Source organism: Sinorhizobium arboris LMG 14919 (assembly GCF_000427465.1).
GTDB lineage: Bacteria > Pseudomonadota > Alphaproteobacteria > Rhizobiales > Rhizobiaceae > Sinorhizobium > Sinorhizobium arboris.
In genome coordinates this window covers 1,959,756-1,972,294 of the sequence record NZ_ATYB01000014.1, presented here as the reverse complement: position 1 = coordinate 1,972,294, position 12,539 = coordinate 1,959,756, and the positions used below count along the sequence as shown (strand labels likewise).

The 12,539-nt window shown below is 62.6% G+C and carries 13 protein-coding genes; 10 read left to right on the top strand and 3 right to left on the bottom strand.

Annotated elements, in window-relative coordinates:
- The first annotated feature begins 42 nt into the window (after positions 1-42).
- The 6 genes from SINAR_RS0120880 (at position 43) to SINAR_RS0120855 (ending at position 6,078) form a co-directional block, all read left to right on the top strand.
- Complete coding sequence (locus tag SINAR_RS0120880; protein WP_028000869.1) at positions 43-447, top strand: winged helix-turn-helix transcriptional regulator; 405 nt, start codon at positions 43-45, stop codon at positions 445-447.
- A gap of 463 nt (positions 448-910) precedes the next feature.
- Entirely contained in the window at positions 911-1,375 is a 465-nt protein-coding gene (locus SINAR_RS0120875; protein ID WP_028000868.1) for an Lrp/AsnC family transcriptional regulator, read from the top strand.
- A 115-nt stretch (positions 1,376-1,490) separates the two neighbouring features.
- On the top strand, positions 1,491-2,759 hold the full coding sequence (locus SINAR_RS0120870) for an NAD(P)/FAD-dependent oxidoreductase (protein WP_028000867.1): 1,269 nt from the start codon (positions 1,491-1,493) through the stop codon (positions 2,757-2,759).
- Positions 2,760-2,844: 85 nt separating this feature from the next.
- Complete coding sequence (locus tag SINAR_RS0120865; RefSeq protein WP_028000866.1) at positions 2,845-3,687, top strand: MurR/RpiR family transcriptional regulator; 843 nt, start codon at positions 2,845-2,847, stop codon at positions 3,685-3,687.
- 271 nt (positions 3,688-3,958) lie between these two features.
- Positions 3,959-5,422 carry an MFS transporter gene (locus SINAR_RS0120860; protein ID WP_028000865.1) on the top strand — a complete coding sequence of 488 codons (1,464 nt, stop codon included), beginning with the start codon at positions 3,959-3,961 and terminating at the stop codon, positions 5,420-5,422.
- A complete protein-coding gene (locus tag SINAR_RS0120855; protein ID WP_028000864.1) occupies positions 5,419-6,078 on the top strand; it encodes an aspartate/glutamate racemase family protein in 660 nt (219 codons plus the stop codon). Before SINAR_RS0120860 ends, SINAR_RS0120855 begins: the two co-directional genes overlap by 4 nt.
- A 149-nt stretch (positions 6,079-6,227) precedes the next feature.
- Here SINAR_RS0120855 and SINAR_RS0120850 read toward each other — a convergent pair whose 3' ends face one another.
- Together SINAR_RS0120850 and SINAR_RS0120845 are read right to left on the bottom strand one after the other, a co-directional pair.
- Complete coding sequence (locus SINAR_RS0120850; protein ID WP_028000863.1) at positions 6,228-6,989, bottom strand: thermonuclease family protein; 762 nt, start codon at positions 6,987-6,989, stop codon at positions 6,228-6,230.
- A gap of 375 nt (positions 6,990-7,364) precedes the next feature.
- Positions 7,365-8,126, bottom strand: a complete 762-nt coding sequence (locus tag SINAR_RS0120845; protein ID WP_028000862.1) for a hypothetical protein — start codon at positions 8,124-8,126, stop codon at positions 7,365-7,367.
- A gap of 170 nt (positions 8,127-8,296) precedes the next feature.
- Between SINAR_RS0120845 and SINAR_RS0120840 the strand changes: the two genes are divergently transcribed.
- The 3 genes from SINAR_RS0120840 to ilvC all read left to right on the top strand — a co-directional run bounded on the left by SINAR_RS0120840 (position 8,297) and on the right by ilvC (position 11,043).
- Positions 8,297-8,887 (top strand): transglutaminase-like cysteine peptidase, encoded by a 591-nt coding sequence (locus SINAR_RS0120840; RefSeq protein WP_028000861.1) that lies wholly within the window; start codon positions 8,297-8,299, stop codon positions 8,885-8,887.
- A gap of 430 nt (positions 8,888-9,317) precedes the next feature.
- On the top strand, positions 9,318-9,965 hold the full coding sequence (locus SINAR_RS0120835) for a TetR/AcrR family transcriptional regulator C-terminal domain-containing protein (protein WP_028000860.1): 648 nt from the start codon (positions 9,318-9,320) through the stop codon (positions 9,963-9,965).
- Between the two features lie 58 nt (positions 9,966-10,023).
- Positions 10,024-11,043 carry a ketol-acid reductoisomerase gene (gene ilvC / locus SINAR_RS0120830; RefSeq protein ID WP_028000859.1) on the top strand — a complete coding sequence of 340 codons (1,020 nt, stop codon included), beginning with the start codon at positions 10,024-10,026 and terminating at the stop codon, positions 11,041-11,043.
- Between the two features lie 65 nt (positions 11,044-11,108).
- On the opposite strand, the gene SINAR_RS0120825 is transcribed toward ilvC, so the two are convergent.
- The gene (locus tag SINAR_RS0120825) at positions 11,109-11,363 is read right to left on the bottom strand and encodes a hypothetical protein (protein WP_028000858.1); all 255 of its coding nucleotides are present in this window, start codon (positions 11,361-11,363) and stop codon (positions 11,109-11,111) included.
- A gap of 197 nt (positions 11,364-11,560) precedes the next feature.
- Between SINAR_RS0120825 and SINAR_RS0120820 the strand changes: the two genes are divergently transcribed.
- Positions 11,561-12,511, top strand: coding sequence for an adenylate/guanylate cyclase domain-containing protein (locus SINAR_RS0120820; RefSeq protein ID WP_028000857.1), 951 nt, complete (start codon positions 11,561-11,563; stop codon positions 12,509-12,511).
- The last annotated feature ends 28 nt before the right edge of the window (positions 12,512-12,539 follow it).

Below are 12,539 nucleotides of genomic sequence, written 5' to 3'. Positions count from 1 at the left end.
GGAGGCAGTTTTTTCTGCTGTGGTTACGGAAAGGGTACCGCCATGAACAGGGCGACGGGCGCGTTGAAAGGCAAACGGGTGGCCGTCGTCTGCGGCGTGGCCTTCGATATCGATAATTGTCCGGTGCGCGATGTGATGGACAATATCGGCGGCAAGTGGAATTCGCTGATGATCCTTTCGCTCGCCGACGGTCCGTTACGGTTCTCGCAGCTCAGGCGGCTCATCCCCGACATTTCGCAGCGGATGCTGACGCAGACGCTGCGCGATCTGCAGCGTGACGGCTATCTGAGCCGCACCGTCTACCCGACGCAGCCTCCGAGCGTGGAATACAGCCTTACGGATCTCGGCCGCTCGTTTCTTGCGGTCCTAAGGATCTTCGTCGATTGGTCGCTCGAGAACCACGACGCCATCCGCCGGGCGCGGGAGGAGTACGACAACGCGCCATAGACGGATTGTTTCCACAGGGCTGCGGCATCGGAAGCTCGTGGCAGTTGGAACCGCAATCGGCCCCGGTTTCGGCGCGGCCGTGGGATCTGCGCTCGACGATGTCGCGCTCGGCACTACAATCGGCGTTGCACCCGGTGCTGCGGCGGGGCTGCTATATCAATGCCGCCAGATCGCTTCGGCGGATCGATGAAGCAGTGAAACGATCTGAGCCTTTGCAACTGCGCACTTCAACGCAGTTTTCCGATTTTGCGCATTTCCATCATCTCGTTCCGGCCGTTGTGCTGAGGATCGGCGGGAACGCTTCGCCACGTTCCCCGTTCCATTGCTAGATTATCGTGCGGGTCCGTTTGCATGTATTTGCTTTGATCAGCGCCTGCGCAGATATTTGGCAACTGCTTGCGTCGAATCCGAATTTTCCGCGGAATCTCGGCGCACCCTGTGGCAAGGGCAAGGGAGTCGGAGCGTGCTTGACGAGAGAGACCGGAAGCTCCTCATGCTTCTGCAGCAGGATGCGAGCGTAGCGATGGGCGACCTTGCCGAGCGGGTGAACCTTTCGCTTTCCGCCTGCTCGCGACGCATTCAACGGCTGGAGGAGGCCGGATATGTAACCCGGCGCATCGTCGTACTCGACCGGGAAAAGATGGGCGTGCCGACCACGGTTTTCGCGCTGATCAAAACCGCGCAACACTCCGACGACTGGATCGAAAAGTTTCGGCGGGCGATCAGCGACATTCCGGAGATCGTCGAGGCGCACCGGTTGACGGGCAGTTACGATTACATCGTCAAGGTGGTCCTGCCGCGAGTCGAGCATTACGACGTCGTTTACAAACAGATCGTCCGCAAGGTGGAACTTTTCGACGTTTCCGCCTCGATTTCGATGGAAGTTCTCAAAAGTGGCACCGCAGTGCCCGTCGGCTACGCGGAATAGGGCGCCGAAAACATCCGTGAAGACCCGGCGGGGATGCAATGCAGCCATGCCGGGCGAAGGCTTGCGCCGCGGCGGCGCGTCTAACAGTGTGAAATGACAAACGGGACGGAAGACCATGCAGGAAAGACATCATGTCGTCGTGGTCGGCGGGGGCTTCGGCGGGCTGCAACTCGTCAACGACCTGAAGGGTGCGCCGGTCAAGGTCACGCTGATCGACCGGCGCAATCATCACCTGTTCCAGCCGCTGCTTTACCAGGTGGCGACCACGGTGCTCGCAACATCGGAAATCGCGTGGCCGATCCGACGACTCTACCGCGACCGGCAGGAGGTGACGACGCTGCTCGGCGAGGTCGTGGGCATCGATCCGGCTTCGAGAGCGGTGATGCTCGCGCATGGCCAGTCGATCCCCTACGACACTCTGGTGCTGGCCACCGGCGCGACGCATGCCTATTTCGGCCACGACGAATGGGCGGCGGTAGCGCCCGGGCTCAAGACGCTGGAGGATGCGACGACAATTCGCCGCCGCGTGCTCATCGCCTTCGAGCAGGCGGAGGTGGAGGAGGACCCCGCCAGGCGCGATGCGCTGCTGACCTTCACGATCATCGGCGCAGGGCCGACCGGGGTCGAGCTTGCGGGCATCATCGCCGAAATGGCCTATAGAACGCTGCCCGGCGAGTTCCGCAGGATCGACACACGCTCCGCCCGGGTGGTGCTGGTCGAAGCCGGCCCACGCATTCTTCCCGCCTTCGGCGAGGAGCTTTCCGCTTACGCTTCACGCGAACTGGAGAAGCTGGGTGTCGAAGTGCTGACGGGCACGCCCGTGACCAACTGCACTGAGGAGGGGGTCATGATAGGTGAGGACTTCGTGCCGAGCAGGACGCTCGTCTGGGCGGCCGGGGTCCAGGCCTCACCGGCCGCCAGGTGGGTCGGCGTCGAAGCGGATCGGGCCGGCCGCGTAAAGGTCGGATCGGATCTGACCGCACCTGATCACCCGGACATCTTCGTCATCGGCGATACCGCATCCGTCACCCAGGAGGACGGAAAGCCGGTGCCCGGCATCGCGCCTGCCGCCAAGCAGCAGGGCGCCTATGTCGCTCAGGTCATCCGTGGGCGGCTTACGGGATCGCCGTCGCCGGGGCCGTTCCGCTATCGGCATCAGGGAAGCCTGGCCACCATCGGCAAACGCGCAGCCATCGTCGATTTCGGCCGGATCAAACTCAAGGGATCACTCGCCTGGTGGATCTGGGGCATCGCCCACATCTACTTCCTGATCGGCACTCGCAGCCGCTTTGCTGTGGCCTGGAGTTGGTTGTGGACCTATCTGAGCGGCCAACACAGCGCCCGGCTGATCACGCAGAAGGATACGCTCCGAGAGGACAGATGACCGCGGGAGCGGGTCGTTGCGCCTATTGCCAAGGCTGGACGAAAATCGGACAGTCCCGTGAAACGACAGTTTCATGAGAGTGCCGATGGCCGCCAAAGAACGATCCTTCCTCGCTCGCGTCCGCGAGATTCTGCCGAAGCTGCATCCCGCCGAGCGGCGGCTTGCCGATTTCGTCTGTGATTTTCCGGGGGAGATAGCGAGCTATTCGGCGCAGGAGCTTGCGGCTTTGGCCCATGTGTCGAAAGCCACCGTGTCGCGCTTCGTCCAGCGCCTCGGCTATGAAAACTACGAGGAGGCGCGACGCCACGCGCGCGCGGACAAGCAGACCGGATCGCGTCTCTTCCTGGCGACGGCGACGGATGCCGATGGTCAGCAATCGGTTGCCGCTCATGTCGCCCAGGGCATCGCCAATCTGGAATCGACGTTTCTCGCAATCGGCGAGGCACAGATCGACGCGGCTGCCAAGGCCATCCTGGAGGCCCGTAAGGTGTGGGTCATCGGTTTTCGCGCCAGCCATTCCTTTGCGACCTATCTGCAATGGCAACTCACGCAGGTGATCGAGAACATTGCCGCTATTCCCGGAGGCGGACAGACGCTCGGCGAGCATCTGGTCAGCATCGGGCGCGACGATGTCGTCATTCTCTTCGGCCTGCGCCGCCGCGTCGCTCTGATGGAGCAGCTCATGGCGCAGGTTGGAAGAACCCAGGCCAAGCTGCTCTACATCACCGACGAGGGTGCGCCGCTCCTGAGCCATGCGACTTGGCATTTCCGGTGCCAGACGCTGGCGCCCGGGCCGCTTTTCAACCACGTGTCGGTGATGGCGCTCTGCCATCTCCTGACCACACGCTGCATCGAGACCGCAGGCGCTGCCGGCCGGAACCGTCTGCGCGGCATCGAGGCGCTGAACGACGCGCTCGAGGAGTTGTGAGGGCGGGCGCAAGGCAGGCCGCGATGGTCTGTGCGGGCCTCGCCATCGATTGAGCCCCGCCGGACGCCTCGCGTGTGGATCCTCGGGTCAAGCCCAAGGCCAGGATGACGGCGGGTCGAGCCCGTCAATGGCGACACGTCGAGCCCTGCCGGGAGGGGCAGGAATCCCTCTCCGTCGCCCCTGTGGGATTCGGGGCTATGAAACTGTAGTTTCTTGGTGTATCATTAAGAAACTAGGTTTTCACGCTCGTTCAACCACAAGGGGAACAACAATGGCAGCGGAAAATATGGTGCCGACCGGCAGGAGCTCGCCGGTCATTCGACAACTGGAATCAGCTTTCACCAAAATCGGTGTCACGGGAGCGCATAAGCAGATCCTCGCTCTCGTTCTGATCGGCTGTCTTTTCGACAGTTTCGAACAGAACACGATCGGCGTCGCCGGTCCTCTTCTGAAGGAGCACTGGGGTCTCACCGGCACGGATATCGGATTTCTCAACACGATCACCTTCGGCAGCGCTGCGATCGGACGATTGCTGTCGGGCATTCTCGGCGACCGCTACGGCCGGCGGGTCATGCTGACGATCAATCTCCTGCTCTTCACGATCGGCTCGGCGGCCTGCGCGATCGCGCCGAACTTCACCATGCTTTGTTTTGCCCGCGCGATCGTCGGCTTCGGCGTCGGCGGTGAAATTTCGACCGCGGTGACCATGCTTTCGGAATTCTGCTCGCCGAAGTTTCGCGGCACCGCGGCGGGTCTTGTGAATGTCGGCGCCGGCGGCTTCGGCAATTTCCTGGCGCCGGCCTTCGGTCTGCTGATCTTCACGCTTTTCCCCGGAGAGAACAGCTGGCGCTGGCTTTTTGCGTCGCTGGCGCTTCCGGCGCTTCTGGTCGTCTTCTATCGCCGCTACGTACCCGAGACGCCGCGGTTCCTAGCCTCGAAGAACAGGATCGGCGAGGCGAACAAGGTGCTCTCCATTCTGGCCTCGGGCTCTTTGAAACCGCGCAATCTCGTGGTGCACGAATATCTGACGACAGACCATATGGCGGACGAGGCGCCCGAGAAGAGCGACTGGCGGGAACTTTTCCGCGCACCCTTCATCGGGCGGACCATCCCGGTAGCAATCGCCATTCTCATGAGCTATGGGGCGCAATTGTCGGTCCTGACGCTGATGCCCGTCATCTTCGTATCGATGGGTTATACGCTCTCCGGCAGCCTGCTCTACAGCATGATCATCCAGAGCGGCAGCGTGCTCGGTGCGATCGCCGCTTCGTTGTTCGGCTATTATCTGCCGCGCAAGAAGGTGCTTACCGTGGGCGCGGCGCTTGCCTGCCTCGCGGCGGTGTCGATCGTCACTCTCGGCGCCAATATCTACCTCGTTCTCCTGTTCGGAGCGATCTTCCAGTTCTTTGTCCTGCTGCTCAACACGTCGATCTGGATCTATGCGCCGGAACTCTTCCCGACGAGAATCCGCGCCTTCGGGGTGGCCCTCATTCTGGCGACGGGATCGGCTGCCGGCTCGTTCGTCCCCACCATTTCCGGCATGCTGTTCGACAGCTACGGAATGATCGGCGTCTTCGGGCTCGCTGCGGGAATGTATGCGGTCTTCGCATTCTGCATTCAGCTCGGCCCGGAAACCTACGGCCGGTCGATGGAGGATCTCTCGCAACCGGCGGAGGCCGATCAGCCCAGGACAGCGCAGCAACAGGGGTCAGTCGGCCTGGAGCTCAGAACGTGAGCTCCCATCTCCTGCTGATCAACCCGAACAGCTCGCAGGCGACGAGCGAGATGATGGTCTCCATCGCGCGCAAGGCTGCGAATGGACGCCTGGCCGTGGCAAGCGCCACGGCCAGGCGCAGTCCCCGGATGATCCTGAAGCCGGAGGAACTGGCGGCCGCCGCCGAAGAGGTGGTGGAAATCGGCGCCAATCACGAGGCGGGCTGCCTCGGAATCATCGTCAGTGCCTTTGGCGATCCCGGCCTCGCCATGCTTCGGGAGCATGTCGCTATTCCCGTCGTCGGCCTCTGCGAAGCTTCCATGCTCGAGGCTTCGCTGAACGGACGGCGGTTCGGCGTCGCAACCACGACGCCCGACCTCGCCGATGCGATCGCAGAGCGGGCACGCCATCTGGGGCTGTCGCATCTCTACTCCGGCATCCGCTGCACGCCCGGCGATCCGCTCACCGTTGCCGGAGACGAGGAGCGGCTGCGCACCTCGCTTTGGCACGCAGTGCGCGCCTCCGTCGACATAGATGAGGCAGAGGCCGTCATCATCGGCGGCGGCCCGCTCGGACAGGCCGCCGAGCAGCTGCAACCTCTGTTCGAGGTGCCCGTCATAGGCCCTATTCCGTCTGCCGTGATGCGGGTTCTCGGGCTGCTGCAGGTCGACGCCTGAGCGCCTCCGGCACTGGTATGGAGGCGACAGGGCTGCGGAGATGCAATTGGGCGGCCGGGCAGGGCTATCCGTGGCACTGGTCCGTCCATCGATCACGTTCATGATTTTAGGCAGCCCACCTAAAACCATCGTCATCCGGCCGATGCAGTTCAACCGGAAACGCGGGCGCTGGACTGACCGCACCATGACTGTGGCCGCCCGTTTCTCTTTCTGGCGAGGCCTTCCGAAATGAGAATATCCCCGAGCGACCTGCCGTTCCTGACCACGAGCCGCCGCTTGCCGGGCTCGTCGCCTGCAGCAGAGTCGGACGCGACGAGGGTGAAGTCTCCGGCATTCAGCAACTCGCGCAGTCGTGCCTTGGCATAGGAACCGCGCGAACGTTCCTCGTCGCATTTCGCGCGCCTGGTTTCCGGTGCGTCGATATCGGCGATGAGAATTCTTTGCCCGTTGAACAGGAAGGTATCGCCGTCCAGGACGCAGTTATCGTGACGGATGCCGCAGAAATAGAAAGTGCCGCTCTCCGTCGGGCGCAGGCTCGCCTGTTCAAGCGACTGCTCCGCCACCGGTGCCTTGACGGGTGCCGGCGGCACCAATGCGGTCGCCGGCGCTATGGACCCGGTTTGTTCGCTCGGACGGACAGGGATTGGAATGGTGGCCAGTTCCACGTTCTTCGGCGGTTTCTTCTCGGTCGTCTTTTTTGCGTGCATCTTTCTCTCGGCCGGTTTCTCGGCCGGCGAAAACAGCGCCGTCAGCCTGGTGGTGCCGGCCAGATGGCCGAGCTCCCCCCGATGCTCGTAGGCGATAATCCCGCCGACGATGACTGCGGCCGCGAGATACCAGCGGCCCATACCGCTCCGGCTGCTCTTCCGGCCCGTGCTGCGCTTTCGTCTTTTGGAACTTGCCTTGGTCATGCGATTCGGTCCTCGATTGCGGCGGCATTATCGGAACCAGGGGTTAGTGAAAGGTTGTCGCAGGTGCACAGATCCGCGACCGCGCCGCAAAAGGGAAGGGCAGCACCTGCGGGAGCCGCCCTTCAAGAGGTCTCCGTTGACGTTGCTGGACAAGCGCCCCCGGCTTGTCACTTTCCCAGTCTGGCTGCGGCCCGGCGATTTCGACTGACGCCGAGATCGCCTGTTTGGGCCGTGTCTTGGAAGCGAACCAGGCGGAGACGGTGCCGCCTGCTCCTCCAAAGCGTGCCGATCGCGGCGGCACGCAAGCCGTCAACGGCCACGGTCGCTTTTTTCGCTGATGCCAGGGACTTTCATCGCCGCCGTGGCCGCGGCTGCTTATTTGTCGCCCTTGTCCTTCCCGCCCTTGTCCTTCCCGCCTTTGCTTCGGCCGTCCTGGTCGCCCTTGCCGCTGTCCTGGCCGCCCTTGTCGTTGTCCTGGTGGCCCTTGCCGCTGTCCTGGCCGCCCTTGTCGTTGTCCTGGTGGCCCTTGCCACCGTCCTGGCCGCCCTTGTCGTTGTCCTGGTGGCCCTTGCCACCGTCCTGGCCGCCCTTGCCGTTGTCCTGGTGGCCCTTGCCGCCGTCCTGGCCGCCTTTGCCGTTATCCTGGTTACCTTTGCCGGGATCTTGGCCACCGCCGCCACCGCCGTTGTCGCCGCCACCGCCGCCACCGCCGTTGTCGCCGCCACCGCCGCCGCCGCCGTTGTCGCCGCCGCCGCCACCGCCGTTGTCGCCGCCACCGCCGCCGCCGCCGGCACCGCCGCCGCCCCCGGCACCGCCGCTGCCACCGCCCTTCTTACCGCCGCCTCTCGTCGGGCCGCTTGCTGTGGAGTCGCTTCGATCGTGCCGTCCGGTGCCGGCGCCGATTGTCGCAGTCGTCAGGGGCGGGCACATTTTAATCTGCGCAGGGGTAAGAATCTTCGAGCGGTTTAGTGCAACGCAACATGCCGCGAAGTTGTCTTCCGAAAGCGGACTGCATTGGCGCGCAGTCATGCGCTGGCGCTGTACTGCATCTGCGTCGCTCGTAACGATTACGGCGCCAATCGTGGCCGTGGAGAGTATGAAGAATGTCCGAAATATCGATCTAGTAATTCTTTCCATTTCTATACTCCTAAAAATATCAACTTTGAAAATACTTTTAAGAATTGGGTTAAAATTAACTGTGGTCAATTTACAAATTGTTAGTAGAAGGCCACATCACTGCCTCATTTCGGATTATCAACCAAGGCTTAATCTATCTTAGCTAGTCTCTACGTCGGACCGGGGGACTTGTGCCCGCCGTTGGAGAACGCCTCGTGAAACGCTTCATTGCGCAGACAGTCTTTTTGTTGCTGGTCGCAGCCCCGGGGGCTGCCAATGCGGGTACAACCATGAAGACGGCCGGCAAGGCCTTTGCACCGCCGGCTTTCGCATCCTTCTGCGTCCGCGAGCCGCGCCTCTGCAGCACAGGCGGCGGCGAGAAAACTGTCGTTCTCGCTGCGGACAAGATCAGCGAGCTCAAGCAGATCAACAGCAGAGTCAATGCAAGCATACGGGAGCGAAGCGACCGCGCGAATGTCGGTAAGGAGGATGACTGGCGCGTGCCGACCGCTTACGGAGACTGCGAGGACTTCGCAATTCTGAAAAAGCGGGAGCTCCTGAAACGGGGTTGGCCGGCGTCGGCAATGCTACTTACGGTTGTGCGCTACCGTGGGGAGGGGCACACGGTCCTCACCGTCCGTACGAGTGAAGGTGACCTTGTGCTCGACAATCGCACCAACTCGGTCAGGGATTGGTCACGCACCCCTTATGACTACTTCGCCCGGCAGTCTCAGTCGAACGGCAAGCGCTGGGAGCTGATTGCAGGCGCGCAAAATATCTGATCGCGGCCGCGAAACATTTTTTTCTGCCGGATGCGCTCTGGTCGAGCGCTTCGAACGACGCCTTCCGGACGTAAAGCCGTTACACACTTTTCCTGGAAGTGCTCCAAGGGCCCGTTGAGATTGGGCATGCCCGCCGCGGCTCGTCTGATCTCCTCATCGCTGTGGCCGTCACGGGATCCGGCCCAGACCAAGCCCTTGGTTCTGAACAAACATTCCCCTGTGCCGCGGACGCGGCGCTGCTCTCATCTCTGTGACGAACACGGAGATGAGGAAAGATGCCGGCACGATAAACGCATTCCTGCGCTTGGGCGGCGTTAGATGCGGGCGTTTCGGAAGCGGGCCGGTCTACCCGAATGCGCTTGACGTCCCACACTCAGACGATTAGAAACAGTGAGAACCGTACCGTACGGTACTCATGGGAAGGCAGCAAGTGCAAAGCGTAGGAGCGATGAAGGAGGCAAGCGCCGCAAGTGTCCTGACGGAGCGCCAGGGAGCGGTGCTCGAACAGGCGTTGCGCCTGCTCGTCGACGGCGGCGAAAAGGCGCTGACCACGGCAGGTGTGGCGCGCGCGGCGAACTGCTCCAAGGAGAGCCTCTACAAGTGGTTCGGCGACCGTGAAGGGCTCCTTTCGGCAATGATCGCCTTTCAGGCGAGCAAGGTCCGCACGCTCGACGTCTCCGCCGCAAAGCTGGACCGGGGCAGCTTGAGGGCGCATCTCATCACCTTCGCCAAGGACCTTCTCGACGTGCTGGCAGGCGATGTCTCGCTGGCGCTCAACCGGCTGGCGATCGGACAGGCGAGCCGGGAAGGCTCGAAACTCGGCCACATGCTGCAGGAGCGCGGCCGCCGGCAGATCGGACGCAGGGCGGGGGCGCTGCTCGAGGCGGGCCGCAAGGCCGGTCTCCTCGCCTTCGACGAGGCCGACGAAGCCTATGGCGCACTTTACGGGCTCGTCGTCTCCGACTGGCATTTGCGCATGCTTCTCGGCGAGGAGCCGGGGAGCCTGAAGAAGGATTTCAGCCGCAGGGCGGAGCGGGCGGTCGACGCCTTTCTCGCGCTCTACGGCGCGAAAGGGTAGGCCGGCCGTCTCTACGGCCGCCAAAGCGAAACGGACAAGCAAAGGGAAGGAAAATTCGATGCGCGTCTATTACGATCGTGATGCCGATCTCAACCTCATCAAGTCGAAGAAGGTCGCCATTATCGGCTACGGCAGCCAGGGCCGCGCTCATGCGCTGAACCTGAAGGATTCCGGCGCGCAAAACGTCGCCATTGCGCTGAAGTCGGGTTCCGCAACGGCGAAGAAGGCCGAAGCGGACGGCTTCAAGGTCATGACGGTTGCCGAAGCTGCAGCCTGGGCCGACCTGATGATGATGGCAACGCCGGACGAACTGCAGGCCGACATCTACAAGGCTGAAATCGCCGGAAACATCCGCGACGGCGCGGCAATCGCCTTTGCGCACGGCCTCAACGTCCACTTCGGCCTGATCGAGCCGAAGGCCTCGGTCGACGTCGTGATGATCGCGCCGAAGGGCCCGGGCCATACGGTCCGCGGCGAATACCAGAAGGGCGGCGGCGTTCCCTGCCTGGTCGCCGTTCATCAGGACGCTTCCGGCAATGCGCTCGATCTGGCGCTCTCCTACGCCTGCGGCGTCGGCGGCGGCCGCTCGGGCATCATCGAGACCAACTTCAAGGAAGAGTGCGAAACCGATCTCTTCGGCGAGCAGGTCGTCCTCTGCGGCGGTCTGGTCGAACTCATCCGCGCGGGTTTCGAGACGCTGGTCGAGGCCGGCTATGCGCCGGAAATGGCCTATTTCGAATGCCTGCACGAAGTGAAGCTGATCGTAGACCTGATCTATGAAGGCGGCATTGCCAACATGAACTACTCGATCTCGAACACGGCCGAGTGGGGTGAATACGTCACAGGCCCGCGCATCATCACCGAAGAAACCAAGGCCGAGATGAAACGCGTCCTTAAGGACATCCAGACCGGCAAGTTCACTTCGGATTGGATGCAGGAATATCGTTCCGGTGCCGCTCGCTTCAAGGGCATCCGTCGCGTCAACGACGCCCACCAGATCGAGGAAGTCGGCGCGAAGCTGCGCGCAATGATGCCCTGGATCGGCAAGAACAAGCTGGTCGACAAGGCGAAAAACTAAGATCTGTCTGCAACGAACAGAAAGAAAGCCGGAGCCGACGCTCCGGCTTTCTTGTTTGCAGTGTCTTACATTGGATCCTTACCCTTCATGGCATTCGCCATATGGGACTTGCACTTTTCCTGGTCGTTCGCCGCCAGTGCTTCCTTGGCCATGGCGAGCTCCTTCTGCGCCATCTCCTTCCGGCCCGTGTCGGTGATCTGGCCCACGTCGGTCTCGAGCTTCGTCATACCTGCCTGGTCGCAAACCATATCGGCCTGGGCAAAGGCTGGGGACACGCAAGCGGCGGATATCGCGGCTGCAACCAACATTTTTGTCAACATCTGTAACCTCCAGTATCGTCGCTTCATGCGATACACGGCTCCAAACCGCCGAAGGGCCGATCAGTTCCTTGCAAGAAGCTGCGGCGGCAAGCGCGGAGAGAGGCGGCGGCAGATGCATACGGCATTGAGAAACGCGACGGCGTCGCTATCCTGCGGGGCGCGGCCCTTCGGCCAGTCCCCAAGGAGGGCGAAATCCGATGTCACGAACACGCCGTAAGCTGACGACCATCTTCTGCGCCGACGTGCAGGATTATTCGCGCCTGATGGGGAGTGACGAGGAGGGGACTCTTGCGGCTCTCAAGAGCAGCCGGGACGCCATGGCGCGCCTGATCGAGGCGCATGAGGGGCGGGTGGTCAACACCTGGGGCGACGGGCTGATCGCGGAGTTTCCAAGCGTGGTCGAAGCGGTGAGGGCGGCAATAGACGTCCAGAACGAGTTGGCTGGACTGAATGCCGGACGGCGCGGCGACGCGCGGATGGACTATCGCATCGGCCTTAATCTCGGCGATGTGATCGCTGACGGCGACGACATTTACGGCGACGGCGTCAACATCGCGGCGCGCCTGCAAGCCTCGGCGCCGGCCGGCGGCATCGTGATTTCGAGCACCGTCTATGATCAGGTCCGCAACAAGCTGGCCGTCGGCTTCGAATTCCTTGGGGCGCTGACGGTCAAGAATATCGAGGGCGGCGTTCCGAGTTACGCGGTCCAGATCGGAACGGCTGAAGGCACGGCATCGCAAACGCGCGGCAGCGGCTGGGGGAGAAAGGGTCTTTCGGATCGCGGAAGCCCTGCCGCCGACACCGGGGCAGGCCAGGCGAGGATCGTAGAACGCGTGGCGCGGGGCCATCGCATTTCCGGCGTCCTCGCGATAGCCGCAGTGGCGGTCGTTGCGATCAATCTCCTTTCCTGGGAGGGAACGTTCTGGGCCAGATGGCCCCTGTTTGCGCTTGCCTTGATCGCGGTGCTCCGTTGCCTATGGACGTCCACGAGGCTCGACCGCGGGCTCGCCCTGCTCGGGGCAGCCGGATTTGCGGTCCTCGCGATCAATCTCCTTTCCTGGGAGGGGAGATTCTGGGCGGTATGGCCTCTGCTCGGAATTGCGGTTGCGGCGGGTATTCGGTGGCTCACGCGCCGTCCCCGGCGGTGAGCACCGGCTCGCATAGGTTAAGCGACGA

What these genes read in the sequence shown, in the direction of transcription:
- SINAR_RS0120880 (WP_028000869.1), top strand. Translation starts at nt 43, where the DNA reads ATGAACAGGGCGACGGGCGCGTTGAAAGGCAAACGGGTGGCCGTCGTC.
- SINAR_RS0120870 (WP_028000867.1), top strand. Translation starts at nt 1,491, where the DNA reads ATGCAGGAAAGACATCATGTCGTCGTGGTCGGCGGGGGCTTCGGCGGG.
- SINAR_RS0120865 (WP_028000866.1), top strand. Translation starts at nt 2,845, where the DNA reads ATGGCCGCCAAAGAACGATCCTTCCTCGCTCGCGTCCGCGAGATTCTG.
- SINAR_RS0120860 (WP_028000865.1), top strand. Translation starts at nt 3,959, where the DNA reads ATGGCAGCGGAAAATATGGTGCCGACCGGCAGGAGCTCGCCGGTCATT.
- SINAR_RS0120850 (WP_028000863.1), bottom strand. Translation starts at nt 6,989, where the DNA reads ATGACCAAGGCAAGTTCCAAAAGACGAAAGCGCAGCACGGGCCGGAAG.
- SINAR_RS0120845 (WP_028000862.1), bottom strand. Translation starts at nt 8,126, where the DNA reads ATGGAAAGAATTACTAGATCGATATTTCGGACATTCTTCATACTCTCC.
- ilvC (WP_028000859.1), top strand. Translation starts at nt 10,024, where the DNA reads ATGCGCGTCTATTACGATCGTGATGCCGATCTCAACCTCATCAAGTCG.
- SINAR_RS0120825 (WP_028000858.1), bottom strand. Translation starts at nt 11,363, where the DNA reads ATGTTGACAAAAATGTTGGTTGCAGCCGCGATATCCGCCGCTTGCGTG.
- SINAR_RS0120820 (WP_028000857.1), top strand. Translation starts at nt 11,561, where the DNA reads ATGTCACGAACACGCCGTAAGCTGACGACCATCTTCTGCGCCGACGTG.